Source organism: Microvirga arsenatis (genome assembly GCF_009910705.1).
Lineage (GTDB): Bacteria > Pseudomonadota > Alphaproteobacteria > Rhizobiales > Beijerinckiaceae > Microvirga > Microvirga arsenatis.
Genome location: NZ_JAAAXJ010000010.1, coordinates 114,154 through 139,925, shown reverse-complemented (window position 1 = coordinate 139,925; position 25,772 = coordinate 114,154). Strand labels below are relative to the sequence as shown.

The following is a 25,772-nucleotide window of genomic DNA, read 5'->3' as shown; positions in this document are numbered from 1 at the left end:
CAGGTGCCGGAGATCGCCTTTGAAGCCCCGCTTCAAAGGCCATGCATGGCGCGGGGTGGAGCAGCCCGGTAGCTCGTCAGGCTCATAACCTGAAGGTCACAGGTTCAAATCCTGTCCCCGCAACCAACAACACTGAAAACCCTCGAACGGCTTGTCCTTCGAGGGTTTTTGCTTGTCTGGAGCCTGCCGTACAGGCCGAGTGAAGCGGCTTCGCCCGGTGCACAACGAAAAGGCCCTCACCGGTCGTAGTGAAGGCCTGGGTGGGAGGAGCGGTCGGTCGCTGGTCGGTACGCCGGATCAGGCTACCTGTCCGACAGGATCGAGATCCGCATTCATCGAGAAGCGCTCCAGTTGAACGGCGTAAGCCGCTTCCAGACCCTTGAAGCGCATCTCAGGCTCTGGGCCGATCCGGTCCGCCGCGGCGCCCAGGCGGCTGCAGAAGCGGTCGGATGCGGAAAGGAGCAGGCGAAGGGAGCGGGCCGAGGGCGGCGTGCCGGCGGAAGCATCTCTCACGAGCGCCGCAGCGGCAGCATAGAGATCGTCCACGGCAGCTTCGATCCCGGGATCGCGCTTGAGAAGGCTCGTGGTGTTGATGAGCAGCACCCGCAGATCGTGCAGATCGTCTCCCCTGCCCGATTGTGCAATGAGATTGATCACCTTCTTCACGGCTTCGGTGCGTTCATTGATCGTCTGTGCAATGGTGCTGTCGCTCATGAGCCTTCCCCCTGCGGGCCATGCATGAAATGTCTTGAGACTCGCGAGTTCAAGCATGCGCTTTTATGGTTAACCAATTCTTACGGCTGGCATGCCGCAAGCCTGGAATCCGTTGCTCCGCAAGGTCCTCCGAGCGCCGCAAAAGCCGCCTTTCCTCGATTGCGAGCATTGAGCTTTCGCATGAAGCCGACTACATCTGCGCCTCGTTCGTGATTTGAATCACCCGTCATGCACCTGCAGCCCGGCCTTCATCGACCGCAATGGGATGCCTCGCGAAGCGATGCTTTCGCGAGAGGCTGTGCCCGGTTGCGCGGCCGAGCGTTTCGACCGGATCCGGAATGTTACTCACGGCTTCGGATGATGCGTTCCGCCAGCACGGGAGCTGGTTGCAAGAAGCCCCCTATCCTCATGCCGGCCTGACGGTTTTCGTCGCCGGCGCGATCCGGCGATTTCCTCTTCCACGCATTCGCTGTTCTTCAGGCAGTGCAGGTTCGCCGGATCCCAGCCTCGCTGAGAAAAGGAGAAGCCCTGCAATGAACAGGGTCTGGACTGAAGAAGAACTGGACATTCTGCGCCGTGACAGAGAAGCCAAGGTTCCCGTCCCCGTTACGGCCGCGAAGCTGGGAAGGCCTGTGCCGGCAACCTATGCCAGGGCACGGCTGATCGGCACCCTCGTCCAGCCCCACCAATCCTGGGATGAAGCCAGCGTCGCACGCCTGCGCGAGCTCGTCTCCTCCGATCCGCCGATGACCGACAAGCGCATTGCCGCCGCACTCGGCCGCACCGTCACGCAGATCCGCTGGAAGATGCAGGATCTCGGCCTCATCGGCGTGCGGGATCTGTCCAAGCTTGCGAAGCTGACGGCTGCGGAATCGGGCCGTTCCAAGTCATCGAAACCCAAGTCATCCAAAGCGCCACCCGTGCAGCCGTCGCCGGAAGGAGCGGCAGCCCGTCCTGTCGTGCAGCGGGAGCCTGCGCGAAATCAAACGCCACAGACCCCGCAGCCCGCCGCAGCAATCTCCCCAGCAGCCGCGCCTGTCCTCGATCCTCAAGCCGCCCTGGAGCGGACCATCAGAGCTCTCGAGGTCCAATTGGCCGAGCGCCTGAAGGCTCTTGTGGCGGAATCGGAAGCCGGCATGGTCAGGGCGGCGCGTGCCGCCATCGCCGAGAAGGAGCGCATTGACCAGCGCCTCGTCATCCGTGTGAAGCGGTCTGCCGAAGCGGAAGCTCGCCGCGTTGCGGCCGCGCAGCAGGCGGAAGCGGAGAAGAAGCGGATCGCTGCGGAAGCCAAGCGCCGCGAAGCCGAGGACAGGAGGGCGCAGGCACAAGCCAAACGCCGTGCCGAGGAGCCCGTGCGCCAGGTCGGAGAACAGGATTTGAAGGGAGGCCTGCAGCCGCCGCAATCCGCAGCCGGCAGGCCCGCCGCGCCAGGGAGAACAAACCCTGTCGCAAACGCTCCTTCGCAGAATGCATTTCCACAGCCTGCTGCGCCGAGAATCGTCGTCTCGGATGCGCCCGCAGCTGTTCGCCCGGTGGAGTCGGACCCGACCGCGCTCCAGATTTCGGGCCGCGGCGGCTGGAAATCGGTGCGCCGGGATCCTGCACGCGTTCTGGCCCAGGCGAAAGCCAAGGCGAAGCCGGCGAACCGCGCCGATGCGGTCGATCTGGCGCAGGCCGCGCAGGCCGCCATCGAGCGCTTCATTGCGGAGCGCGGGGTGACCCGCACGGAAACGAGCGGGAGCCAGGCCATCGTCTCGCGCCTTCAGGCTCGCGGCTACATCGTCGTGCGCGACGACAAGGGCTGGATCATCGACCAGCGCCATCGGGTCGAGAGCGAATCCGCGCTCGTGGCTTTCGCGGAGGCGCGCGGCATCACGCTGAGCGCAGCAGCCTGATAACAGCGCGCCGGCCTCCGCCTCTGGAGAGGGAAGGATGCCTGCTTGACCCGCCACCTTGCCAGTGCCCTTATCTGCTCCAGATCGGAAGTGGATGGGAGAGACCAGTGGAAAAACGCAGACTTGGCCGCTCGAACCTGACGGTCTCGCCTCTCTGCCTCGGCGGCAACGTCTTCGGCTGGACGGCCGATGAGGCGATGTCCTTCAGGATCCTCGACGCCTATGCGGATGCGGGCCTCAACTTCGTCGACACGGCCGACGTCTATTCCACCTGGGCTCCGGGAAACAAAGGCGGCGAGTCGGAGACCATCATCGGCCGATGGATGAAGGCACGCGGCAATCGCAGCCGGCTGGTGATCGCCACCAAGGTCGGCTCGGAGATGGCGCCGGATCGGAAAGGGCTGTCGAAGAGCTACATCCGGTCGGCGGTGGAGGATTCGCTTCGGCGGCTTCAGACCGACTACATCGATCTCTATCAGTCCCATCGCGACGATCTCGACACGCCGCAGCAGGAGACGCTTCAGGCCTATGCGGACCTGATCCGGGAGGGCAAGGTGCGGGCCATCGGCGCCTCGAACTTCACCGCCGCGCGTCTGCGTGAGGCGCTGCGGATCAGCGCCGAAAACAGCCTGCCGCGCTATGAGAGCCTGCAGCCGAAGTACAACCTCCACGATCGTGCCGAATACGAGGCGGAACTCGAGCCGCTCTGCCGGCAGGAGGAGGTCGGCGTCATCCCCTATTACGGCCTCGCCAGCGGCTTCCTGACGGGCAAGTACCGGTCGGAGGCGGATTTCGGAAAGAGCGTGCGCGGCGGCCGCATGGCGGCCTACCTCAACGAGAGAGGCAAGCGCATCCTCTCCTCGCTGGACGCCGTGGCCGCCCGCAAGGAAGCAACGCCGGCGCAGGTAGCCCTGGCCTGGCTCATGGCGCGTCCAGGGCTCACCGCGCCCATTGCCAGCGCCACGAGCGTGGAGCAGGTGCAGGATCTCGTAAAGGCAACGGAGTTGCGCCTCGACGAGTCCGATATCGCAGCACTCGACAGGGCCAGCGCATCAGGCTGAGGCATCCATTTTTTGCATGGCAGCTTTCCGTTGCTTGAGACGGAAAGCCTCTTATCTCGTGACAACCTGTGCTTCGGATAATTTCACAGGCTGAAACGAGGTTTTCCATGAATGCCGACGCCAACGCGTTGTTCCAGCCCTTCCGGCTGAGCGATCTGACCCTGCCCAACCGCCTTGTCATGGCTCCCCTCACCCGCAACCGGGCTGCGGAAGGCGACGTGGCTCGCGACATCACCGCGACCTATTATGCGCAACGCGCGAGCGCGGGCCTCCTGATCTCGGAGGGTTCGCAGATCTCGCATCAGGGCCAGGGCTACCTGCGCACGCCGGGCATCTACAGCCCTGAGCAGGTCGCGCATTGGCGCAAGGTCACCGACGCCGTTCACAGGGCGGGCGGGCGCATCTTCATCCAGCTCTGGCACGTCGGACGCGTGTCTCACACCTCGCTCCTGCCCGGCGGCGCCGCGCCGGTGGCGCCCTCGGCGATCCGGGCCCAGACGAAGACGTTTCTCGCGGACGGCTTCGTGGACGTGTCCGAGCCTCGGGCGCTCGAACTCTCCGAGATCCCCGGCATCCTGCGCGATTACGAGAACGCCGCCCGCAACGCCAAGGAAGCCGGGTTCGACGGTGTCGAGATCCATGCCGCCAACGGCTATCTTCTCGACCAGTTCATGAAGGACGGCTCCAACCGCCGGACGGACGCCTATGGCGGTTCCATCGAGAACCGCGCCCGCCTGACCGTCGAGGCGGCCGAGGCCGTGCTGAAGGTCTGGGACAAGGGGCGCGTCGGCATCCGCCTTTCGCCGGCGAAGGTCAACGATGCCGCGGATTCCAACCCGCAGGCCCTGTTCAGCCATGTGGTCGAGAGGCTCGACAAGCTCGGCCTCGGCTACATTCACATGATCGAGGGTGCGACCCAGGGCGACCGGAACGCCGTCGATGTCGATTATGCCGGCCTGCGCCGCTCCTTCCGCGGCGCCTATATCGCCAATAACGGCTACACCCGGGACATGGCGGCCGAGGCGGTCTCCAGCGGGCGGGCGGATCTCGTGGCCTTCGGGCGGCTTTTCATCGCCAACCCGGATCTCGTCGACCGCTTCCGCCTCAACGCTCCCCTCAACGAGCCGAACCGCGCCACCTTCTATGGCGGCGGCACCGAAGGCTATATCGACTACCCGAGCCTGAACGAAGCGGCTTAAGGCTGAGCCCCGCATTCGGAGCAGATGCCCTGCCGGGCTCTCTGCTCCAATTGCTCGCCTTCCCGGAACAGTTCCTCCTCCCGGGCCGACGGGCTCACGGCGGAGCGCTCGCCCGGCTGAAGCCGGCTGGTTCCCGACACGCCTCCCGTGGTCTCGGGATCGCCGGAGGAGCGGTTGGCATTGGTCGTCGCCGCCCCTGTGCTCCCCTGGCTTCCCCGCGGTGCGGTGGAGCCGCCCGTCGCCGCATCGCCGGTCACGCCATCGTTCGGGCCGGTCCTGTTCTCGAGGGTGCCCGTGGTGCCGGGAGAAGCTTGGACCGGCGGCCTCATGGACCTGTTCGTTCCGTCGGGAGATGTTGCGGAGCCGGTCGCCGGCGCCGCTGTCGAGGATGAGGTGCCTCCCGCGCCGCCTCCGCTGCTGCCAGAGCCGCCGCCGGAGGATTGCGCCCATGCAGCCCCGGCCGTCAGGCAGGCTGCTGTGAGGGCGGCGGGCAAAGTGAGATGACGCATCGGCGCCTCCTTTCGAGGGGCTGTCGGACGTCAACTCCAGGCGGAGTCATCGGTTTCCGTCGGCTCTGCGCCAGATCGTCAGGGTAACCGGCACCGCCGGGTCCAGAACCTGGCGCTCCCCCGGTTTCAGCCCGGCTGCCGACAGAACCTGTTCGGCACTCCGACCGCCCCGGCACTCCGAGAACACGGGGATGCCGTCGGGCACGAGGATGCCTTCCGCCCGGGTGAGATGGAACGCGTCGTAACCGATTCCAAGGAAGAGATCGAAGACCTGCCGCCCGCCGGGGACTGCGACGCGGCCGCCTTCCGGGAGCACGGCCCGGATCGCCTCGGCCCAGGCGAGCCTGGCGGGGTTCCACCACCAGGCATCGGCGCGTCGTTCAAGGCCTGCGGAGGACGAGGACAGAACCAGCCGCAGGCGTTTCTTCGGATTCGGGTGGGCCTCGTGCCCGAGGCGGCCGAGCACGGTCAGGGCGGAGCGGTTGAGTTCCGCCTGAAAGGTGGCCCAATCCGCCTCGTTGCGCAGGGCTGCAGGCATTTGTCCGGATGCATCGGCGATGCAGTCATTGTCGGACACGATGGCATAGCCGTGTATTTCAACCCGGGGCATGAGTGGGCCTTCTGCGGTCTGCGTGAAGGATGGCGGCTCTCATCAGAAGGCCGAGAACCAGCGCGTTCAGGAGGTGCCAGAGGAAGTGGGTTCCCACCGGCAGCGCCGGGCAGACGGCAGCATCGACGGACCGGAACAGCAGCGACAGCGCGAACAGACCGGCAGCCGCCAGAAGCACCCTGCCCGGCTCCCTCGCCTCCCGCTCGAAGCACAGAGCCCCGACCGCCAGCATGGCGAGTGCCGCCGGGATATAGCCGATGGACCCGTTCAGCGTCACGCCGGGAAAGGCCGCAAGCCACAGGCGGGCAAAGGACATGTTGAAGGTGGCGAAGATCACCGTCACCGCGACGGCCGTTCCCCATCCGAGCCGCAGGTACCGGCGCATGGCCAGCAGGAAGTAGCTGTAGATGAACAGCGCGATGGGCAGCACGTCCGCGAGCAGCGACCAGCGGTTCGCGAAGGTGTGGAACAGGAAGCTGCCAACCCCGACGATGACAGCGACGGAGACGAGCCACAGGCTCGGCCAGTCCCGGGTTTTCACCCGGCTCCAGAGCGCCAGGGCATAGAGCGCTGCGGCAATGAACGCACCGTTGGAGACGGCATTCAAGGGCTCGGCCCAAAAGCCGGGAGCGAGGCGCTCGCAGTAATTGTCGATCGGCGTGAGCCAGGATTCGGGCATGGGGCGCAACCATGGGGACGAAGGCGATGTTCCGGCTTGCTCGGCCGCAATGTAAGCGGTCCATACCACTTCACCCGGTTCCCTCCCATGATCAAGCAGTACCCTGCACGGACATCACCGGTTCGACCAGCGCACCGGCTGCGGCGGCCGGTCTTCTCAAGCGGTCGCCGGCTCGTGCGGCTTCGTCTCGCCAGGCCGCGCCGTTCATCGTAAACATTCGCTGCTTGCTTTCGGAGGAGACGCAGCATGGACCGATTCACGGGCGGGTGCCTGTGCGGCAATGTCCGGATCGTGGCGTCGGGACGGCCTTACCGGGTCGGCATCTGTCACTGTCTCGACTGCCGCAAGCACCATGGGGCTCTCTTCCACGCCTCCGCAATATTCCCCCAGGGCGCGGTGGCGATCCATGGCGAAACACGGGACTATCTCGGGCGGCATTTCTGCCCCCGCTGCGGCTCGTCGGTTTTCTCTCGCACCGCGGACGAAATCGAGGTGAACCTGGGCTCCCTGGATGCTCCCGACCAGCTGACTCCGACCTATGAACTCTGGACGGTCCGCCGCGAGTCCTGGCTGCCCCCGTTTCCGCTTGCCAAACGATACGAACGCAATCGCGACGCCACGGGCCGTTACGAGGAGTAGTTCGGGATCCCGGGGACCGGGGCCGGTGGCACATTCATCGGGCCCTGTGCTACAGACAAATCCGCGTGATCCGAAGGACGCTTTCGCCGGGGTAGCCGCTTTGCGGCAGGGTCTCTCCGTGATCTAGGTTTCTCTCCAACAGGTTAGTCAGCTCATGCGCATCGCCACCTGGAACGTGAACTCCATCAAGCAGCGGCTGGACCACCTCGCCACCTTCGTGAGGAGCGCCGATCCCGATGTGGTCTGTCTCCAGGAGCTGAAATGCGTGGACGAGGCCTTTCCCCGCAGCGAGGTGGAGGCTCTGGGCTACAATGTGGTCACCCATGGACAGAAGGCCTATAACGGCGTCGCCATTCTCTCCAAGCGTCCGCTGGAAGACGTGCGCCGCGGATTGCCGGGGGATGAGGGCGACGAGCAGGCGCGCTACCTGGAAGGTGTGATCTCGACCGCCACGGGGGCGGTGCGGGTCGCCTCCATCTACCTGCCGAACGGCAATCCGATCGGCACGCCCAAATTCGACTACAAGCTCGCCTGGATGGACCGCCTGCGCGTCCATGCCCGCAGCCTCCTGGCGCTCGAGGAGCCTCTCGTCCTCTGCGGCGACTACAACGTCATCCCCCAGCCGGAGGACGCCTACGACCCGGCGGCCTGGTCCAACGACGCCCTGTTCCAGCCGGAGAGCCGGGCCAAGTTCCGCGAGCTTCTCAACCTCGGCCTCGTGGATGCGGTGCGCGCCTGCAGCGACCAGCCGGGGCTCTATTCCTTCTGGGACTACCAGGCCGGCGCCTTCCAGCGGAACAACGGCATCCGCATCGATCACCTTCTGCTCTCGGCCCAGGCGCAGGACCGGCTGAGGACGGCTTCGATCCGCAAGGAGGTGCGCGGCTGGGACAAGCCCTCCGACCACGTGCCGGTGATCGTCGATCTCGATATCGAGTGACAGGGAGAACAATACTCCCACCTCATCCTGAGGAGCAGACGCGGTCTGCGTCTCGAAGGAGCTTCCGGCGCGCACTGGATCCTCCTTCGAGACGGTCGCTTAAGCGACCTCCTCAGGATGAGGTTTGTGCTTCCTACGACGTGGACGGCCGAGAGGAGCGCGGACTACCGGCGCGACTGGATGTATTGTTCGAGCAGGGCCAGGGCGAGCTTGCGGTCGCTCTCGTCGGCGGCCGAGAAGGCCTCCTCGTAGAGCGAGACGATCCACTGGTCCTTGGTGGCATCGGTCGTGGCCTCGCGGGCCAGCGTGAGCCACATGAGGCCCTTGGCGCGCTGGCGCGGAACGCCCTGCCCCGTGATCAGGAGGTGGCCCAGCAGCGCCTGGGACGCCGTATGCCCCTTCTCCGCCGCCAGGTTGAACCAGCGAGCCGCGTGGCGCGCATCCTTCCGGACCCCGGTGCCTTCAAGGTAGAGGCGCGCGAGGTTGTACTGGGCGTTGGAGTCGCTGAAGTAGGACGCCGCGTAGTTGAACATCTCGACGGCACGCTCCGGGTTGGGCGTGACATAGGTGCCCTTGATGCCGTCGAGGAAGTAGCCGCCGAGCGCCACGAAGGCGCTGGAGACCACGGGAGCGTTCGGCGAATCCGGGCTCTCGTCCGCGTGCTGGTCGGCGAGCTTCGAGAAGTATTCGAAGGCCTTGAGATCGTCGTGCTCCACCCCGTCGCCATCGGCATACATCCGACCGAGCTTCCAGAGCGCGAGCGAGTGGCCCTGGCCTGCCGCATATTCGAGCGCGTGGACGGCGCCGAGCTTATCGCCCGCATTGTAGTCGCGCATGCCGCTGCGCAGGGCGTCGCGGGCCGAGCCGTACTTGGTGGCCGGCGCGAGCGCGGGCGTGAGCGGCTGCGGACGCGGCGCGGCATCGAGCGCGTGAGCGGCCCCGGCACCGAGGAAGGCCACCCCTACGATGGCAAGGAAGAGATCAGACGTCCGCATAGGTTTCTTTTTCTGCAGCTCCGCCGGGATGGGTGACAGCCCCGTCCCGTGCCGGACCCACGGTTTGTGCGTATTTCCAGAGATAGCCCGAGGTGGCGCTCGTCTCGCGCGGCTTCCATGCGGCCCGTCGCTTGGCCAGTTCCTCGTCGGAGAGTTCCACGTCGATGGTGCCGTTGATGGCATCGATGGCGATGATGTCGCCGTCCCTCAAAAGCCCGATGGGCCCGCCCACCGCCGCTTCCGGCCCCACATGGCCGATGCAGAAGCCGCGGGTCGCGCCGGAGAAGCGCCCGTCTGTGATGAGGGCCACCTTGTCGCCCATGCCCTGGCCGTAGAGCGCTGCGGTGGTGGAAAGCATCTCGCGCATGCCGGGGCCGCCGCGCGGCCCCTCGTAGCGGATCACCAGAACCTCGCCCTCCTCATACTGCCGCTTGGAGACGGCCTCGAAGCAGGCCTCCTCGCCGTCGAAGCAGCGGGCGGGGCCGCGGAAGGTCTGCTTCTCCACCGGCATGCCCGCCACCTTCACGATGGCGCCTTCGGGAGCAAGGTTGCCCTTCAGCCCCACGACGCCGCCGGTCGGGGTGATCGGCCTGTCCGCCGGGTAGACCACGTCCTGCTCGTCGTTCCATTTCACGGAGGCGAGGTTCTCGGCCATGGTGCGGCCGGTCACGGTCATGCAGTCGCCGTGCATGAAGCCGTGGTCGAGGAGCGTCTTCATGAGCAGCGGGATGCCGCCGACCTCGAACAGGTCCTTGGCCACATAGCGCCCGCCGGGCTTCAGGTCCGCGATGTAGGGCGTGCGCTTGAAGATCTCGGCCACGTCGAAGAGGTCGAACTTGATCCCCGCCTCGTGCGCGATGGCCGGCAGGTGCAGGGCCGCGTTGGTGGAGCCGCCGGAGGCCGCCACCACGGTCGCGGCGTTCTCCAGGGACTTGCGGGTCACGATATCGCGCGGCCGGATGTTTTTGGCGATCAGGTCCATGATCTGCTCGCCGGCCGCAGCGCAGAACCGGTCGCGGATCTCGTAGGGCGCCGGAGCGCCGGCCGAATACGGGAGGGCGAGGCCAATGGCCTCGGAAACCGTCGCCATGGTGTTGGCGGTGAACTGCGCGCCGCAGGCGCCCGCCGACGGGCAGGCCACCTGCTCGAGCTCGGTGAGGTCCTCGTCCGACATCTCGCCGACCGAGTGCTTGCCGACCGCCTCGAAAAGGTCCTGCACGGTCACCTGCCGGCCGCGGAAGGAGCCGGGCAGGATCGAGCCGCCATAGATGAAGATCGACGGCACGTTGAGGCGCACCATCGCCATCATCATGCCCGGCAGGGACTTGTCGCAGCCCGCCATGCCGACGAGGGCATCGTAGCAATGTCCCCGCATGGTCAGCTCGACCGAATCGGCGATCACCTCGCGGGACGGGAGCGACGCCTTCATGCCCTGGTGGCCCATGGCGATGCCGTCGGTCACGGTGATGGTGCAGAACTCGCGCGGGGTGCCGTTGGCAGAAGCCACGCCCTTCTTCACCGCCTGGGCCTGGCGCATCAGGGAGATGTTGCAGGGAGCGGCCTCGTTCCAGCAGGTGGCGACGCCCACGAGCGGCTGGGCGATCTGCTCCTTGGTCAAGCCCATGGCGTAGAGATAGGAGCGGTGCGGCGCGCGAGCCGGCCCCACCGTCACGTGACGGCTTGGCAGCTTCGACTTATCGATCAGGCGCGCATCCATGGTCTGCACTCATTTCACCCGGTTCTCACGAGGAGATCCAAGGCTTTGGAACCTCCGTGATCTGCCATGTGCCGCGCCACCCGTGCAATGACCCTTAGGAAGGATCGTTTCAGCAGCCTTAACCCGGATTCTGCCCAAGGTGGTGTGCCGTAAAGCTTTGGTTTTGAAGCACTTTAGCCTGCATCATGAGGTGCTCTCCGTTTATGGCGGCATCGCGGCAGAGCTTGGGCCAAGGGAGGCAAGATGTTGAAGGTTTGAGGGTGTTGCTCGGCCGCAACATCTAGAATCCGGCCTCTCGGCGTGGCGCAGATTTGAAGCCTCCTTGGCGCTATGACGGCTAGAGCCGACACAGCCGCTCAAAAGGGTTCCGACGTCTTCTATGGCGCTCATGGCATGTGCGCCAGCGCACCTCGGAGTCAGTTGCCTAAAGGAAATGAGCCCTATCTCTCATCTGAACAATATAACATTTTATTTGTAGGGGCCCTCTTAACCAATGCGAGGGCGTTCTGAGATGAGCAGCGAGACGAGAGTTAATACCACTATCAGCGATGAGCAATTCGCTTCATCGATCACCACCTTGGCCAATGGCGGCTGGATCGTCACCTGGGTTTCGAACGGAACCGATGGACATGGATTGGGAATTTACCAGCAGCGTTACGATGAGAAGGGACGGCCGGTAGGCGGCGAGATCCGGGTCAACACCAGCACTGCCGGAGATCAGGCTTATCCATCGGTTACTGCTCTCTCCGACGGAGGCTGGATCGTCACTTGGCAATCCGCACGCGATGATTCCAGCGGCTGGGATATTTACCAGCAGCGCTTCAATCCCCGCGGCATCCATGCCGAGCACGAAACCAGGGTCAACACCGTCACCTCGAACAACCAGTCTGACGCTTCTGTAACGACTCTGTCGGACAGAGGCTGGATTGTCACGTGGACTTCAAGCGGTCAGGATGGCTCAGGAGCTGGCGTCTATCAACAGCGCTATAGCAGCAGCGGGCAACCGGTCGGCCATGAGACCCGTGTCAATACGACGACCAACGGTGTCCAGGATTCTGCCTCCGTTACGGAATTGGCAGATGGTGGATGGCTTGTCACCTGGACCTCCTTTGGTCAGGACGGCTCCGGATTGGGAATTTACCAGCAGCGCTACGATGCCAATGGCGCTCCCGTAGGCGTTGAGCAAAAAGTCAATTCATTCACCGCCGGCCACCAAAGGGATTCGAGTGTCACAGCACTCCCGAATGGCCGTTGGGTGATCACTTGGTCGTCTGATGGACAGGACGGCTCCGTCGGGGGCGTCTATCAACAGCGCTACGACGTGACTGGCGGCTCCATGGGCAACGAGGTCAGGGTCAACACTACGACCGTGAACAGCCAGATGGCCCCTCAAGTGACCACCTTAAAGGATGGCGGCTGGCTGGTCGTATGGGCCTCCTACGATCAGGACGGCGATATGTTCGGCATCTATCAGCAACGCTATGATGCAACCGGCCAGACCGTCGGCGGCGAGGCGCGGGTCAATACCACCACAAGCCACATGCAATACATGCCCTCGGTATCCGCCCTGCCTGATGGTGGATGGGTGATCAGCTGGACATCAGATGGTCAGGACGGATCTGGACAGGGCATTTATCAGCAGAGGTTCAACAAGGATGGCCAGAAGATCGGCCCGACCACGCCCACCGGGATCAATCTCTCTGGCCTGAAGGTGAATGAGGGCGGGCATCTGTCAATCGATGTCGGCGATCTTGCAGCCGAAGCACTCGTAACGGATGGCAGCTTTACCTACCTGCTTCTCGACGACGCCGGCGGGCGTTTCGAGATCGCCGGCAACAGGCTCAAGCTGAAGGACCACGTCAAGCTCGATTACGAGCAGGCCCAGTTCCATGCGATCAAGGTCTTGGTCCAGGATGCGACTGGAGCGACCTGCGAGAAGTCCTTCACCATTTCCGTCACCGACGTTCAAGAAGAGAACCTGACGGGCAATTCCCACTCCAACGTCATCAAGGGTGGACAGTATAGGGATGCGTTCAACGGCGCCGACGGCGATGACATCCTGTGGGGCGGCAATGGCAACGACGTCCTCACAGGCGGTTCAGGCAGGGATATCTTCGTCTTCAACACGGTGCTGGGCTCTGCGAGAAACAACAAGAGCAAAAACCTCGACACGATCGGCGACTTCAAGGTAGCCGACGACACGGTCTGGCTGGACAATGCCGTATTCAAGAAACTTGGCAAAGGCTCGGAGAGCGGCCCCGGCAAGCTGAAAAAAGCCTTCTTCACGATCGGTGAGGAGGCAAAGGACAGGAACGATTACCTGATCTACAACAAAAAGAACGGCAAGCTCTACTATGATGCGGACGGCTCCGGCGCGAAGGCGGCGATTGAGTTCGCCAAGCTCAAGAAGGGCCTCGGCATGACCGAGAAGGACTTCTTCATCATCTAGCCAGTGACGGGCTCTATCGGAGTTAAGCGGCATGCCGGATCGGATCCGGTCATGCCGCTTAAGGCCAGACGCCGGGCGACGAGAACAAGACTTGGTCGAAAACCGTGACGGAGCCTGGGCTAAGGGAAGTTATTGCTTGGGCGCACCCGTTATGGGACGGGATTCGTCCTGCAATCAAGGCATACTCTATGTTCATAGAGTATGCCGAAAAGGCACGAGCGCTCATAAAGGAATATTACTCGCTCTCCGCCGCCTGCATTCCGAATGCAGGAGGCAATCGAGGTTTTTGACATGCCTACACCTGCGCTCTGGAGTTCCGAGTTCCGCCTGAACGCAACAAGTGCAGGGCATCAATACGATTCGAGGGTAGCCTCCTTGAAGGATGGCGGTTTTGTTGCCGTTTGGGTTTCCCAGGTTAACGCCGTCGCGAGTATTTGGGGCCAGCTTTTCGATGCTGCTGGTCAACCCCGCACCAGTGAATTCCAGATCAACACCACATCGTTTCTAAGCAGTCCTAGTACCGACCTAAAAATCGAAACGCTCGCGGATGGCCGCTTCGTCGTTGCCTGGTGCATTGATGGTGAGAATCCACAAACAACAGACAAGGATATCCGCGCGCGAATTTATAATAGTGACGCCACGCCATTCGACCGCCAGACGCCAGAAGGAGACAAAGATTTCTTCGTCACAGGAACGACAGTTGCTGGAAGGCAGAGTCGCCCTTCCATCCTAGCATTCGATAACGGGGGCTTTGTCATCAGCTATGAGGACTACAGCCGGGCAGGTCAACCTGCAGGGGCTGACGTCCGCTCTCAAGCCTTTGATGCCCATGGCCGCGCGACCGGAACACCTGGCAAGATCGTCAGCCCCTCGGATCTTGAGGATCAGACACGCCCAATATCGGCAGCTTTAAGTAATGGCACTTATATCGTTATATACAACGATGCATCGGCTGGTGGTTACATATGCCGATTCTTCGGTGCAGACGGTGAAGCTCTCCCGAACCCTGAAATAGCCATCTCCGAGAATATTCACATCGGCGAGCCCCGTGTCGATGCGCTCACCAATGGGAACTTCGTCGTGACATGGGGGGAAGCAGGCGACGGATCCGGCGGGGGCATCAGGACAAAGATCTTCGCGGCGAACGGTGCGGTGATCAAAGAGGCCTTCTTCGCCAATTCCACCACCACAGGCGATCAGCACACAGCTGATGTCGTCGCGCTCAAGGATGGCGGCTTTGCCGTTGCTTACGAGGACTACTCTCAAAATATCGGATGCATACGCCTGACGACGTTCGACAGCAGCGGTAACCGGATCGGCGAGGAAATTCGCGTTGATGCCCCGAGCATCCTTGATCGCTATGAAGTGAGACTGACCGCCCTCGCTGACGGGCGGATCGTCGTCACCTATGGGGCTTCTCCTGATAACCAGGATGAGGTCTATGGCCGGATTGTGGACGCTCGGTTTTCTGCCGTCTCCGTTCAGGGTACAGCGCACGACGATCAGTATATCGGCACAGGCTTCGGCGACACGCTTGCCGGCGCTGCAGGCTCGGACCGCCTGCGCGGGGAAGCCGGCAATGACGTTCTCGACGGAGGCACCGGAGCCGACAGGCTCGATGGCGGGCTGGGCGACGACCTGTACCGCGTAGACAGCGGCAATGACGTGGTAACCGAAGCGTCGGGTGCTGGACGGGACTCCGTGATCGCGCTCAGTTCCTACACCCTCTCCGCGGATGCTGAGGTGGAGATCCTTCAACTGGGTAATCTCTCCTCCGGCTCATCAGCCAACCTTACTGGCTCCGACACGGCCAACGAGATCACCGGCCATGGAGGAGCGAACATTCTCAAGGGCTTTGGCGGGAATGATAGGATCTACGGCAAGACGGGCAACGACAAGCTGTATGGCGGCTTAGGCAAGGACATGTTCGTGTTCGACACGGCGATGCACAAGACGCGGAACGTGGACAAGATCTACGACTTCAAGTCCAAAGATGACAGTTTCTGGCTCGACAACAAGATCTTTACCAAAATAGGCTTGGGCACAGAGACGTGGCCGAAGAAGTTAAAGTCGGACATGTTCGTGAACGGCACCAAGGCGCAGGACCGCGAGGACCGGATCGTCTACGACAAGAAGACCGGCAATCTCTACTACGACAAGGACGGCACCGGCGGCGCGGCCCAGGTGAAGATCGCCACCATCTCCAACAAAGCAAAGCTCTATTTTCACGATTTCTTCGTCGTCTAATCCGAGAACTGGAGTTCAGCGACTGACATTCACATGGCCGGATCAATTTCGGCCATGCCCCGTTTCAGGCCGTCTCCTCGGACGAGAACCAGACATCGTCGTAGACTGCGACCGCACTGGTATCGGGTGCTCGGTCCCGACGGATCCAGACGGAACGCACGGCTGCAAGCTCCGCTTCGGTCGGCAGGTTCCTCACCGAAGCTCTTTCGCTCGTGCCGCTGCAGGAGATGAAGCCGACCGTCATCAACGAGCGGGCGGCGAAGCCCCTCGCCTGTCGCGTCACGAGCATCGCCGGGCCCCAGCCCTTGTGCGGCTGCCACGGAAAGATCAGCCGACCGCAGGGGTTCAGGGCGCGCAGCCACTCCACGTCCGGAGCCACCACGCCCGCGTTGACATAGACGATGTCAGCGTTCGGCAGCACACGCCCGAAGGCGGAGGCTGAGTGCACCGTCACGTTGGCATATCTTTCCAGGTTGGCGGCTGCCAGCGATGCCAGATCGGCCTCGTATTCGTAAGCCTCGACCCGGCCGCCGGGTTCGACGAGACGCGCCAGAATGGCCGTGTAGTAGCCTGTCCCCGCTCCCACATGGATCACCGTCTCGCCCGGCTGCGGGCCGACCGCAGCGATCCAAGCGGCATGAAGGGCCGGTTCCCCGTTGTTGATGCCCCTCGCCGGGGCGATGGCCACGAGCACGTTCTCGTAGATCTCGGCGATTTCGCTCGTGCGGCCTCCCACACCCATGCTGATCACGGTCCAGGGCGGAGGGGGCAGGAAAGCTTCGCGCGGGACGCTGGCGAAGGCCTCTTCGATGCGGGGATCATCAATGCCCGCGAGCCGCAGGATGCGCGAGGCATAGGAGGCCCGCGCCTGCCGTGACGTCTCGGGATCGAAACCAGCCTTCATGGCCATCCCCTCCGTTCAGAGAGGCCCCGCCGGACAGGTCCCATGGTAAATGGCGCTTTCACGGAGCCTGCCAATGGCATTCTTGCGCCTTTCCTCATCCGTTCTCGCCCTGACCACCCTCCCCCTCCTCGCCGCCTGCAACCAGACGGCGGCTCCTCCGGATTCCGGGCAGGTGGGGGCAAGCGCAATAGCGGCGATCCAGGATGCGCAGGCCGCCAATGCGAGCGCGATGCTGGGAGTGGCCATGGCCGGCCATGTGGGCGGCCTGGACCCGACGAGAGTCGGTGGAATGGCGTCCAGCCAGATCGTCAACCACCAAATGAACGTCGCGAACGAAAAAAACCTCAAGATGCTCGAGGAGGTTCAGAAGATCGCGAAGGAAGCCGAGCGCCTGAAGGTCCAGCACGAAGCGTTCGAGCGGCAGCAGGCCGCTCAACAGCGGCCGAAGCCCTGAACCCCACCGGTGTCGATGCTGCCTACCACCCTTTCGAACGCTGCTCACTCTCCCCTGGACCCAGCCATGCTGCCTCACCGCATCGTTCTCATCGGCCTCGTATCCGCCCTGCTCCCCATCATGAGTGCGTGCAATCAGACAGCGGCTCCCGCAACACCCACGGGCGATCCCGCCCCGGTCGGCTCGGGGCTTCTGGCGGCCATCGAGGATTCCCATCAGACCCGGGCGCGGCATCGTCTGACATCGGCAGTCGCCAACCAGGCTGCCAGCTTCGATCCGACCGGCCTTTCCGGCTTTGCGATCAGCGCCATGGAGGAAGAGCAGGCCCGGATCGAGGATGAGAAGGATCACAGGATCGAGGAGGAGCTTGAGAGGGCGCTCGCCGAGGCCGAGGCCCTTCGGGCGCAGAGCGAGAACCTGGAGCGACAAAAGGCCGGCGCCGGCGGCAAGCCTTCCCGGAGGAAGCCGACGCCGTAGCGACGGCGCCCGGCTCTACATCCGGAACACGCCGAACTTCGTCTCCGGGATCGGCGCGTTCAGGGCCGCCGAGAAAGCGAGCGCCAGCACGCGGCGGGTTTCCGAGGGCAGGATGATGCCGTCGTCCCACAGGCGCGCCGTGGCGTAGTAGGGCGAGCCCTCCTGCTCGTACTTGTCCCGGATGGGGGCCTTGAAGGCCTCCTCGTCCTCCGCGCTCCAGCTCTTGCCCTCGGCCTCGATGTTGTCGCGGCGCACGGTGGCCAGCACGCTCGCAGCCTGCTCGCCGCCCATCACCGAGATGCGGGAATTCGGCCAGGTGAACAGGAAGCGCGGGGAATAGGCGCGGCCGCACATGCCGTAGTTGCCGGCGCCGAAGGAGCCGCCGACCAGCAGCGTGACCTTCGGCACCTGGGCGCAGGCCACCGCCGTGACGAGCTTCGCGCCGTCCTTGGCGATGCCGCCCGCCTCGTACTGGCGGCCGACCATGAAGCCGGAGATGTTCTGGAGGAACAGGAGCGGAATGCGCCGCTGGCAGCACAGCTCGATGAAATGCGCGCCCTTCTGCGCGCTCTCCGAGAACAGGATGCCGTTGTTGGCGACGATGCCGACGGGAATGCCCCAGATCCGGGCGAAACCCGTCACCAGTGTCGTGCCGTAGAGGCGCTTGAACTCGTCGAATTCGGAGCCGTCCACGAGGCGGGCGATCACCTCGCGGATGTCGTACTGCTTCTTCAGGTCGGTGGGCACGATCGCATCGAGGTCGTCGATGGCATATTTCGGCTCCACCGGATCGGCGATGTCGATGTCGATGTGCTTCCGGGTGTTCAGCGTGCCGACGATGCGCCGCACGATGGCGAGCGCGTGGACGTCGTCGGTGGCGTAATGGTCCGCCACGCCGGATTGCCGGGCATGCACGTCGGCGCCGCCGAGGTCCTCCGCCGAGACCACCTCGCCGGTGGCCGCCTTCACCAGGGGCGGTCCGCCGAGGAAGATCGTGCCCTGGCGGCGCACGATGACCGTCTCGTCGGACATGGCCGGCACATAGGCGCCGCCCGCGGTGCACGAGCCCATGACGCAGGCGATCTGCGGAATGCCGAGCGAGGACAGGGTCGCCTGGTTGTAGAAGATGCGGCCGAAATGGTCCCGGTCGGGAAAAACCTCGGTCTGGTGCGGAAGGTTCGCGCCGCCGGAATCGACGAGGTAGATGCAGGGCAGACGGTTCTCGCGCGCCACTTCCTGGGCGCGCAGGTGCTTCTTGACCGTCATCGGGTAATAGGTGCCGCCCTTGATGGTCGAATCGTTGCAGACGATCATGACCTCGCGGCCTTCGACCCGGCCGATGCCGGTGATGATGCCGGCGCCGTGGATCGCATCCTCGTACATGCCGTGGGCGGCTAGAGCGCCAAGCTCCAGGAACGGCGCACCCGGGTCGAGCAGGCGCATCACGCGCTCGCGCGGCAGGAGCTTGCCGCGGGCGAGGTGCCGCTCGCGCGCCTTGGCCGGCCCTCCCTCCGCCACGGCCTGCCGCTTGGCCTGAAGGTCCTGGGCGAGTTCGGCCCAGGCGGCACGGTTCGCCCGCGCGGTATCTGAGGTCAGGTCGGCAGAGGTGGCGATGACGGGCACGGCGTCGGTCTCCCTGGTTCTTGGGCCCTCGCTCCTTCTCGGTCTGAAGCCGGAGGGCGTTGACGCTCAGTACCTAGAACAGGGCAGACTGCGCAACTGGCTTTTGGTGCGCGAGGTCTTCAGCCTTTGGCCCGGATCACGGTTTCCTGCCGCACGGTGCCCGACCCGCAGCGATACGCGATGCCGCGCACCAGCGACCAGTCCTCCGACACTTTCTGGAGATAGAGGTGCGTGCCGCCGAGGGCGACGGTCGCCTGCAGCATATCGTCGGTGGCGCGTCCGAAGGTGGACCGGCCGAGGGTCACGCCGAAGCCGATATTGACCTGCGTGTGGGTTCCGGGCGTGGTCGGCGTGACCGGGCTCACCTCCCCGAGACGCGTGCAGACGCGCACATCGGCCGGCGAATCGACGATCTTCACGAGTTCCGTCGGGTCGGGGCGATAGGCGCAGGCCGATGCGGCCAGGGCCACGAGGGAGGCAAGAAGAGCACGTTGCATGGATGGTCCGCCAGATGGTCAGCCGTTTCCGCCAGCTTAGAGCATGAACCGGGGTTGGGGAGAAGCCTTGCCGTATCGGACGGCAAAATCCTAAGCGCCGTGGCCCGGGAGCAACGGTGTCCCAACCTGCAGGGTCGGCCCGAAGATGCCCTCGAAGGCCCGGCGCATGACCGCATCGACTTCCGGCATCGTGACCGGAATGCCGAGATCGACAAGGCTCGTGACCCCATGCTGGGTGACGCCGCAGGGCACGATCCCGGAAAAATGGGTCAGGTCCGGTTCCACGTTCAGGCTGATGCCGTGGAACGTGACCCAACGGCGGACGCGGATCCCGATGGCGGCGATCTTGTCCTCCGCGGTCTCGCCCTTGTCCGGGCGGCGCACCCACACGCCTACCCGGTCCTCCCGCCGCTCGCCGCGGATGTTGAAGGCATCCAGGGTCGCGATGATCCAGGCCTCCAGGGCCGCCACGTAGCGGCGAAGATCCGGGGTGCGGCGCCTGAGGTCGAGCATCACATAGGCCACCCGCTGGCCCGGCCCATGATAGGTGTATTGCCCTCCCCGCCCCGTCTGATGCACCGGAAAGCGATCGGGATCGACCAGATCGGCGGCATTGGCTGAGGTGCCGGCCGTGTAGAGCGGCGGATGCTCCAGGAGCCACACCATCTCGCGGGCCTGGCCCGCCGCGATTGCCTCGGCTCGGGCCTCCATGAAGGCGACCGCCTCCTCGTAGCCGACGAGGCCGTCCGTGATGGCCCAGTCCACGGGTCCGTAACCGGGCTCGGCATGAAATCGGGCGGTCAAGCTGTCTCGCGGGTTCGACACCAATTCACCTTCGGTCGAGCAGGATGTCAGGGAAGGAATGCTCTGCCCTTTCACGGGAAGGCGGGTCAACTGCGCCCGTGCCAGGCAACCCAGGCTGATATAGTCGCCATAGGGGCTTACCGCCTATGCCGGCTCTGTCGGGGAGGCATTCGCCCAGCTCAATTGCCGCAAGAGCCAAGGATGGGCTTGCAGCCCCCCCATCGATCTGCTAGAGCCGCCATCGCTTCAGGAAAACCTGTCCTGACGACGAGTTCCGCGGCCATGGCGGAATTGGTAGACGCGCTAGCTTGAGGTGCTAGTGGGGAGACCCGTGGAGGTTCGAGTCCTCTTGGCCGCACCAACTCACCAGAATGCCCACGGGCATTTCAAGAAGGCCCCCTTTCCGGGGCCTTTTTTGTTGGCCATATCTGCCCGGCCGGCAGGCGACTTGAATCACGGCCTCAAGTTCCTGAATCGGCCTGGCAGGAGCGGCCGATAACCGATTCTTCGAGAAAGCCTTTCGGGCGCATTGCGCAGGCTTGCCGACGCACCTAAAAGGCCCGCAACCTACCTTCCGAGGACGGCCCATGCTGGAAGTCGAAGACAAGACGCCGCTTCCGAAGCCCGATGGGCCCGAACCCGCAGTCCTGGCATTCCGGGACGAGGAAGGCGAGCTCAATCCGGAATTCCTCGCCGCCGTCGCCGATGCCATCGAGGCATCCGAGGCCGAACGCCTGCAGCAGCTCGTCGAGGATTTTCACGAATCCGAGCTCGGCGACCTCCTCGAGGCGCTTGAGCCGGAGCATCGCCACCGGCTGATCGAGCTCCTCGGCTCCTCCTTCGACTTCGCTGCGCTGACCGAGGTGGACGAGGCGGTTCGCGAGGAGATCCTTGAGGAACTCGAGACCGCCACCGTCGCGGAGGGTGTGCGCGAGCTCGATTCGGACGATGCGATCACCATTCTCGAGAGCCTGCCGGAGGAGGAAAAGGCCGAGGTTCTCGACCAGCTTCCTCCCGTCGAGCGCGTGGCGCTGCAGCGCTCCCTCGACTATCCCGAGGACAGCGCCGGCCGGCGCATGCAGACCGAGTTCATCGCGGTGCCCCCGTTCTGGACGGTGGGGCAGACGATCGACTTCATGCGCGAGACCGAGGACCTGCCGGAGACCTTCTACGAGATCTTCGTCATCGATCCGGCGGCCCATCTCCTGGGATCCGTTCCCCTGGACAAGCTCCTGCGCTCCAAGCGCCCGGTCACGATCCAGGAGATCATGAACGACGAGCCGGACCGGGTGGAAGCGACCCAGCACCAGGAAGAGGTGGCCCGCCTCTTCGAGCGCTACAACCTCGTCTCCGCCGCCGTCGTGGACGAGGGCGGGCGCCTCGTCGGCACCATTCTCGTCGATGACATCGTGGACGTGCTGGAGGAGGAGGCGGACGCCGACATCAAGCAGCTCGGCGGCGTGAAATCGGACGAGGAGCTGTCGGACACGGTCTTCTACACCCAACGGAGCCGATTCCCCTGGCTCTTCGCCAACATGTGCACGGCCTTCCTCGCCGCGAGCGTGATCCGGCTCTTCGAGGACTCCCTCGAGCGCATGGTGGCGCTGGCGATCCTCATGCCCATCGTCGCGTCCATGGGAGGCAATGCCGGCACCCAGACCATGACGGTGGCCGTACGGGCGCTCGCCACCCGCGAGCTCGGACGCTCAAACGCCTGGCGCATCATCCGCCGCGAGGCCGCGGTCGGCCTGCTCAATGGCATCGTCTTCGCCCTGATCATGGGCATGCTGGCAGGCTTCTGGTTCCAGTCCGCGGAGATCGGCCTCGTCATCGGCCTCGCCCTCATCACGGTTCTGTTCTTTGCGGCCTTGGGAGGCATCTTCGTGCCCCTGGCCCTCAACCGGATGGGCGTGGACCCGGCAGTGTCTTCGGGTCCCTTCGTCACCAGCATCACGGATATCGTCGGCTTCTTCGCCTTTTTAGGGATCGCAACGGCCTGGTTTAACCTGTAAGGTTGTTTCGCATCGTCCCGTAAGGGCCTGTTAACGCTCTTCAGGCATCCCTGATGCTGTCCAGTCCTGCGTAAACTACAGTTGAACCGATGAAGAATCGCCGCCGCTCCCCCAGCCGTTCCAAGAGCTCTGGCCCGACGACGTTCGTTCGGATTGCCCGGTTCAGCGCCCTCGCAGCCGTTGCCCTCGGCCTGGCCTCCTGCGCCATCGCCCCCTCCTCGTCCAGCCGCTACCCGACCAAGGGCGATGCCCGGCCTCACGAGGGCGTGGCCACGGCCCACCGACTGCCGATCCACGGGGTCGACATCTCCAAATGGCAGGGCGACGTGGACTGGGCGTCCCTGCGCCGCGCGGGCACCAAGTTCGCCTTCATCAAGGCCACCGAGGGCGGCGATCACATCGACAGCAAGTTCCACGAGAACTGGCAGGCCGCCAGGAGAGCGGGCGTTCCGCGCGGCGCCTACCACTTCGTCTACTGGTGCCGCCCGGCCCACGAGCAGGCGGCCTGGTTCAAGAAGAACGTCCCGCCGGATCCGGACGCCCTCCCCCCGGTCCTCGACGTGGAGTGGAACGGCCAGTCCGTGAACTGCCCCAAGAAGGTTCCCCGCGAGCAGGCGCTCGCCATGATCGACGTCATGCTGCGCGAGATGGAGGCCCATACCGGCAAGCGGCCGATCATCTATACCGACATCACCTTCCACAAGGAGATCCTGGAGGGCGAGTACAACGACTACCCGTTCTGGATCCGCAGCACGGCGGCCGAGCCGCATCACCGCTACAACAATCGGCGCTGGACTTTCTGGCAGTTCACGACCACCGGCCGGGTTCCGGGCGTGAAGGGCGACGTGGATCGCAACGCCTTCTACGGCACGGAGAATCAGTGGCGCATGTTCGTCGCCAGCGCCTGCGACCCGCGCGACCACAGCCGCCTCAAGGCCCAGGGCATCTGCCGCGACATGGACGCGGTGCAGACCGCGAGCATCGACGAGTAGGCTTCGGGCCAGTCTGGATATGTTGGGCTCCCCACGGATCCGTGCGGGAGCCCTTTCTTTGTCGGTTTCGACCAATGGCAGGTCGAGCGCCGACGCCGCCTCACTTTTCTTGCAGCCTCGGCCTTGATAAGGGCAGCATTGCTGACCAAAATGGCCCGCGACAAAAGCAACCCATCGCGTACCCTTCGGGGTCACGGCTGGAACGGGGAGGACACCATGCTGCCGAATGCCGCCAAAGGCTTCAACTTCGATCTCGGCGAAACCGCCGATGCGATCCGCGAGACCGTCCAGAATTTCGCGCAGGAGAAGATCGCGCCGCGCGCCGACGAGATCGACCGCACCAACCAGTTCCCGCGCGATCTCTGGCCCCAGATGGGCGAGCTCGGCCTGCACGGCATCACGGTCGAGGAGGAGTATGGCGGAGCGGGCCTCGGCTATCTCGAGCACGTCATCGCCATGGAGGAGATCTCCCGCGCCTCCGCCTCGGTGGGCCTGTCCTACGGCGCCCATTCCAACCTCTGCGTGAACCAGATCCGCCGCAACGGCAATGAGGACCAGAAGCGCCGCTACCTGCCGAAGCTGATCTCGGGCGAGCATGTGGGCGCGCTCGCCATGTCCGAGCCGGGCTCCGGCTCCGACGTCGTCTCCATGCGCACCCGCGCCGAGAAGCGCGGAGACCGCTACGTGCTCAACGGCAACAAGATGTGGATCACCAACGGCCCCATCGCCGAGACCCTCGTGGTCTATGCCAAGACCGATCCGGAGGCGGGCCCCCGCGGCATCACCGCCTTCATCATCGAAAAGGGCTTCAAGGGCTTCTCCACCCACCAGAAGCTCGACAAGCTCGGCATGCGCGGCTCCGACACCTGCGAGCTGGTGTTCGAGGATTGCGAGGTGCCGGAGGAGAACGTGCTGGGCCAGGTCGGCAGGGGCGTGAACGTGCTCATGTCCGGCCTCGACTACGAGCGCGCGGTGTTGGCGGCGGGCTCCACCGGCATCATGCAGGCCTGCATGGACGTGGTGCTGCCCTACATCCACGAGCGCAAGCAGTTCGGCCAGGCCATCGGCGAGTTCCAGCTCGTGCAGGGCAAGATCGCCGACATGTACGTGACGATGAACGCCTCCAAGGCCTATGTCTACGCGGTCGCCAAGGCCTGCGACCGGGGCGAGACCACCCGTGAGGACGCCGCCGGCGCCATCCTCTACGCGGCCGAGAACGCCACGCGGATGGCCCTCGACGCGATCCAGTTGCTCGGCGGCAACGGCTACATCAACGACTACCCGACGGGCCGCCTGCTGCGCGACGCCAAGCTCTACGAGATCGGCGCCGGCACCAGCGAGATCCGCCGCATGCTGATCGGCCGCGAGCTGTTCGCGAAGACCGCCTGAGCCCATCCAGATCCCGCAACGCGATAGAGCGGCCAGGCTTCAGCTTGGCCGTTGCTATTTTGGCTCGATCGGCCGCAGTTCAGCTTTCTGTTCCCAAAAGACCGGGTAGGGTTAGGAACAAATGGATGCCGCCGAGGCCGCGATGACGCTGAAACTCTACGCCCACCCCTTCTCGTCATACTGCCAGAAAGTTCTCATTGCGCTGTACGAGAACACCACGCCGTTCGAGTACCTGACGCTCGACGATGCGCGGAACGGGGTCGAACTGGAAGCGCTCTGGCCCATCAAGAAGTTTCCCGTGCTCGTGGACGCGGGACGCACCATCATGGAGGCCAGCGTCATCATCGAGCATCTGGGCCTCCATCATCCGGGACCGGTGCGCCTGATCCCGGAGGATCCGAGGGCTGCCATCGAGGTTCGGCTGATGGACCGTTTCTTCGACAACTACATCGCGACGCCGATGCAGAAGATCGTCCTCGACCGCATCCGACCGGAACAGGATCGCGACCCTTACGGAGTCGCCGAGGCGCGAGCCATGCTCGACAAAGCCTATGCCTGGCTCGACAGGACGCTGGCAGACCGCGAATGGGCAACAGGGGCCGCGTTCAGCCTCGCCGATTGCGCCGCAGCCCCCTCGCTGTTCTACGCCGATTGGGCGCACCCGATCGGCGAAGCGTTTTCGCGCGTTCGGGGCTACCGCCGGAGGCTGCTGGCCCGGCCCTCCTTCGCGCGGGCGGTCGACGAAGCCCGGCCCTACCGCCCCTACTTCCCGCTTGGCGCACCGGATCGCGATTGACGTAAGACAGGATCGGGCGCCGACACCCCACCCTTGATCCCTCCCCACAAGGGGGAGGGAGACGACGTCTGCCTCCCATCACAAATCGCCAGTGACGGACGAGGCAGACTATCCTGTGGCGCCGGTTCGGTCGGCCCGCTATGAAAGCCCGACCACATCAGGGAAGAACC

General features: G+C 64.3%; 23 protein-coding genes and 2 tRNA genes. 15 read left to right on the top strand and 10 right to left on the bottom strand.

Annotated features, from left to right (window positions below; genetic code table 11):
* Positions 1 to 49: 49 nt before the first annotated feature.
* Positions 50 to 126: transfer RNA gene (locus GR303_RS17695), tRNA-Met, on the top strand.
* 171 nt (positions 127 to 297) lie between these two features.
* Here GR303_RS17695 and GR303_RS17690 read toward each other — a convergent pair.
* Positions 298 to 714 carry a hypothetical protein gene (locus GR303_RS17690; protein WP_161724393.1) on the bottom strand — a complete coding sequence of 139 codons (417 nt, stop codon included), beginning with the start codon at positions 712 to 714 and terminating at the stop codon, positions 298 to 300.
* A 533-nt stretch (positions 715 to 1,247) separates the two neighbouring features.
* Here GR303_RS17690 and GR303_RS17685 point away from each other — a divergent pair.
* The 3 genes from GR303_RS17685 (at position 1,248) to GR303_RS17675 (ending at position 4,869) form a co-directional block, all read left to right on the top strand.
* Positions 1,248 to 2,609 (top strand): hypothetical protein, encoded by a 1,362-nt coding sequence (locus tag GR303_RS17685; protein WP_161724391.1) that lies wholly within the window; start codon positions 1,248 to 1,250, stop codon positions 2,607 to 2,609.
* Between the two features lie 107 nt (positions 2,610 to 2,716).
* Complete coding sequence (locus GR303_RS17680; RefSeq protein WP_161724389.1) at positions 2,717 to 3,670, top strand: aldo/keto reductase; 954 nt, start codon at positions 2,717 to 2,719, stop codon at positions 3,668 to 3,670.
* Positions 3,671 to 3,777: 107 nt separating this feature from the next.
* Positions 3,778 to 4,869 (top strand): alkene reductase, encoded by a 1,092-nt coding sequence (locus GR303_RS17675; RefSeq protein ID WP_161724387.1) that lies wholly within the window; start codon positions 3,778 to 3,780, stop codon positions 4,867 to 4,869.
* On the opposite strand, the gene GR303_RS17670 is transcribed toward GR303_RS17675, so the two are convergent.
* Genes GR303_RS17670 through GR303_RS17660 form a run of 3 tightly spaced genes read right to left on the bottom strand, consistent with a single transcriptional unit; the run spans position 4,866 to position 6,667 of the window.
* The gene (locus tag GR303_RS17670) at positions 4,866 to 5,378 is read right to left on the bottom strand and encodes a hypothetical protein (RefSeq protein ID WP_161724385.1); all 513 of its coding nucleotides are present in this window, start codon (positions 5,376 to 5,378) and stop codon (positions 4,866 to 4,868) included. The genes GR303_RS17675 and GR303_RS17670 overlap by 4 nt on opposite strands.
* A gap of 46 nt (positions 5,379 to 5,424) precedes the next feature.
* The gene (locus GR303_RS17665) at positions 5,425 to 5,988 is read right to left on the bottom strand and encodes a hypothetical protein (RefSeq protein ID WP_161724383.1); all 564 of its coding nucleotides are present in this window, start codon (positions 5,986 to 5,988) and stop codon (positions 5,425 to 5,427) included.
* Positions 5,975 to 6,667 carry a ceramidase domain-containing protein gene (locus GR303_RS17660; RefSeq protein WP_161724381.1) on the bottom strand — a complete coding sequence of 231 codons (693 nt, stop codon included), beginning with the start codon at positions 6,665 to 6,667 and terminating at the stop codon, positions 5,975 to 5,977. The genes GR303_RS17665 and GR303_RS17660 overlap by 14 nt, the downstream gene beginning before the upstream one ends.
* Positions 6,668 to 6,913: 246 nt before the next feature.
* On the opposite strand from GR303_RS17660, the gene GR303_RS17655 reads away from it, so the two are divergent.
* The gene (locus GR303_RS17655; protein WP_161724379.1) at positions 6,914 to 7,306 is read left to right on the top strand and encodes a GFA family protein; all 393 of its coding nucleotides are present in this window, start codon (positions 6,914 to 6,916) and stop codon (positions 7,304 to 7,306) included.
* Between the two features lie 154 nt (positions 7,307 to 7,460).
* Positions 7,461 to 8,246 (top strand): exodeoxyribonuclease III, encoded by a 786-nt coding sequence (xth, locus tag GR303_RS17650; RefSeq protein WP_161724377.1) that lies wholly within the window; start codon positions 7,461 to 7,463, stop codon positions 8,244 to 8,246.
* A gap of 164 nt (positions 8,247 to 8,410) precedes the next feature.
* Here xth and GR303_RS17645 read toward each other — a convergent pair whose 3' ends face one another.
* Together GR303_RS17645 and ilvD are read right to left on the bottom strand one after the other, a co-directional pair.
* Positions 8,411 to 9,241, bottom strand: coding sequence for a tetratricopeptide repeat protein (locus tag GR303_RS17645; protein ID WP_161724375.1), 831 nt, complete (start codon positions 9,239 to 9,241; stop codon positions 8,411 to 8,413).
* Entirely contained in the window at positions 9,228 to 10,958 is a 1,731-nt protein-coding gene (ilvD, locus tag GR303_RS17640; RefSeq protein ID WP_161724373.1) for a dihydroxy-acid dehydratase, read from the bottom strand. Before ilvD ends, GR303_RS17645 begins: the two co-directional genes overlap by 14 nt.
* A gap of 511 nt (positions 10,959 to 11,469) precedes the next feature.
* Here ilvD and GR303_RS17635 point away from each other — a divergent pair.
* Entirely contained in the window at positions 11,470 to 13,407 is a 1,938-nt protein-coding gene (locus GR303_RS17635) for a calcium-binding protein (protein WP_161724371.1), read from the top strand.
* 264 nt (positions 13,408 to 13,671) lie between these two features.
* Positions 13,672 to 15,654, top strand: coding sequence for a calcium-binding protein (locus GR303_RS17630; RefSeq protein WP_161724369.1), 1,983 nt, complete (start codon positions 13,672 to 13,674; stop codon positions 15,652 to 15,654).
* A gap of 64 nt (positions 15,655 to 15,718) precedes the next feature.
* Here the strand turns inward: GR303_RS17630 and GR303_RS17625 are convergent, their stop codons facing one another.
* Complete coding sequence (locus tag GR303_RS17625; RefSeq protein ID WP_161724367.1) at positions 15,719 to 16,558, bottom strand: protein-L-isoaspartate O-methyltransferase family protein; 840 nt, start codon at positions 16,556 to 16,558, stop codon at positions 15,719 to 15,721.
* A 73-nt stretch (positions 16,559 to 16,631) separates the two neighbouring features.
* On the opposite strand from GR303_RS17625, the gene GR303_RS17620 reads away from it, so the two are divergent.
* Together GR303_RS17620 and GR303_RS17615 are read left to right on the top strand one after the other, a co-directional pair.
* On the top strand, positions 16,632 to 17,012 hold the full coding sequence (locus tag GR303_RS17620; protein ID WP_161724365.1) for a hypothetical protein: 381 nt from the start codon (positions 16,632 to 16,634) through the stop codon (positions 17,010 to 17,012).
* 66 nt (positions 17,013 to 17,078) lie between these two features.
* Positions 17,079 to 17,489 carry a hypothetical protein gene (locus GR303_RS17615; protein ID WP_161724363.1) on the top strand — a complete coding sequence of 137 codons (411 nt, stop codon included), beginning with the start codon at positions 17,079 to 17,081 and terminating at the stop codon, positions 17,487 to 17,489.
* Positions 17,490 to 17,504: 15 nt separating this feature from the next.
* Here GR303_RS17615 and GR303_RS17610 read toward each other — a convergent pair whose 3' ends face one another.
* From GR303_RS17610 to lipB, 3 genes are all read right to left on the bottom strand, one after another.
* Positions 17,505 to 19,112: a carboxyl transferase domain-containing protein gene (locus GR303_RS17610; protein ID WP_161724361.1), complete on the bottom strand. Its 1,608-nt coding sequence runs from the start codon at positions 19,110 to 19,112 to the stop codon at positions 17,505 to 17,507.
* Between the two features lie 119 nt (positions 19,113 to 19,231).
* Positions 19,232 to 19,609 carry a hypothetical protein gene (locus tag GR303_RS17605; RefSeq protein ID WP_161724359.1) on the bottom strand — a complete coding sequence of 126 codons (378 nt, stop codon included), beginning with the start codon at positions 19,607 to 19,609 and terminating at the stop codon, positions 19,232 to 19,234.
* Positions 19,610 to 19,699: 90 nt separating this feature from the next.
* Positions 19,700 to 20,437: a lipoyl(octanoyl) transferase LipB gene (gene lipB, locus GR303_RS17600; protein ID WP_161724399.1), complete on the bottom strand. Its 738-nt coding sequence runs from the start codon at positions 20,435 to 20,437 to the stop codon at positions 19,700 to 19,702.
* Positions 20,438 to 20,689: 252 nt separating this feature from the next.
* On the opposite strand from lipB, the gene GR303_RS17595 reads away from it, so the two are divergent.
* From GR303_RS17595 to GR303_RS17575, 5 genes are all read left to right on the top strand, one after another.
* Positions 20,690 to 20,774, top strand: a tRNA-Leu gene (locus tag GR303_RS17595).
* 226 nt (positions 20,775 to 21,000) lie between these two features.
* Positions 21,001 to 22,425: a magnesium transporter gene (gene mgtE / locus GR303_RS17590; RefSeq protein ID WP_161724357.1), complete on the top strand. Its 1,425-nt coding sequence runs from the start codon at positions 21,001 to 21,003 to the stop codon at positions 22,423 to 22,425.
* Between the two features lie 89 nt (positions 22,426 to 22,514).
* On the top strand, positions 22,515 to 23,417 hold the full coding sequence (locus tag GR303_RS17585; protein WP_161724355.1) for a glycoside hydrolase family 25 protein: 903 nt from the start codon (positions 22,515 to 22,517) through the stop codon (positions 23,415 to 23,417).
* A 216-nt stretch (positions 23,418 to 23,633) separates the two neighbouring features.
* Entirely contained in the window at positions 23,634 to 24,806 is a 1,173-nt protein-coding gene (locus GR303_RS17580; protein ID WP_161724353.1) for an isovaleryl-CoA dehydrogenase, read from the top strand.
* 142 nt (positions 24,807 to 24,948) lie between these two features.
* Positions 24,949 to 25,602, top strand: coding sequence for a glutathione S-transferase family protein (locus GR303_RS17575; RefSeq protein ID WP_161724351.1), 654 nt, complete (start codon positions 24,949 to 24,951; stop codon positions 25,600 to 25,602).
* Positions 25,603 to 25,772 lie beyond the last annotated feature (170 nt).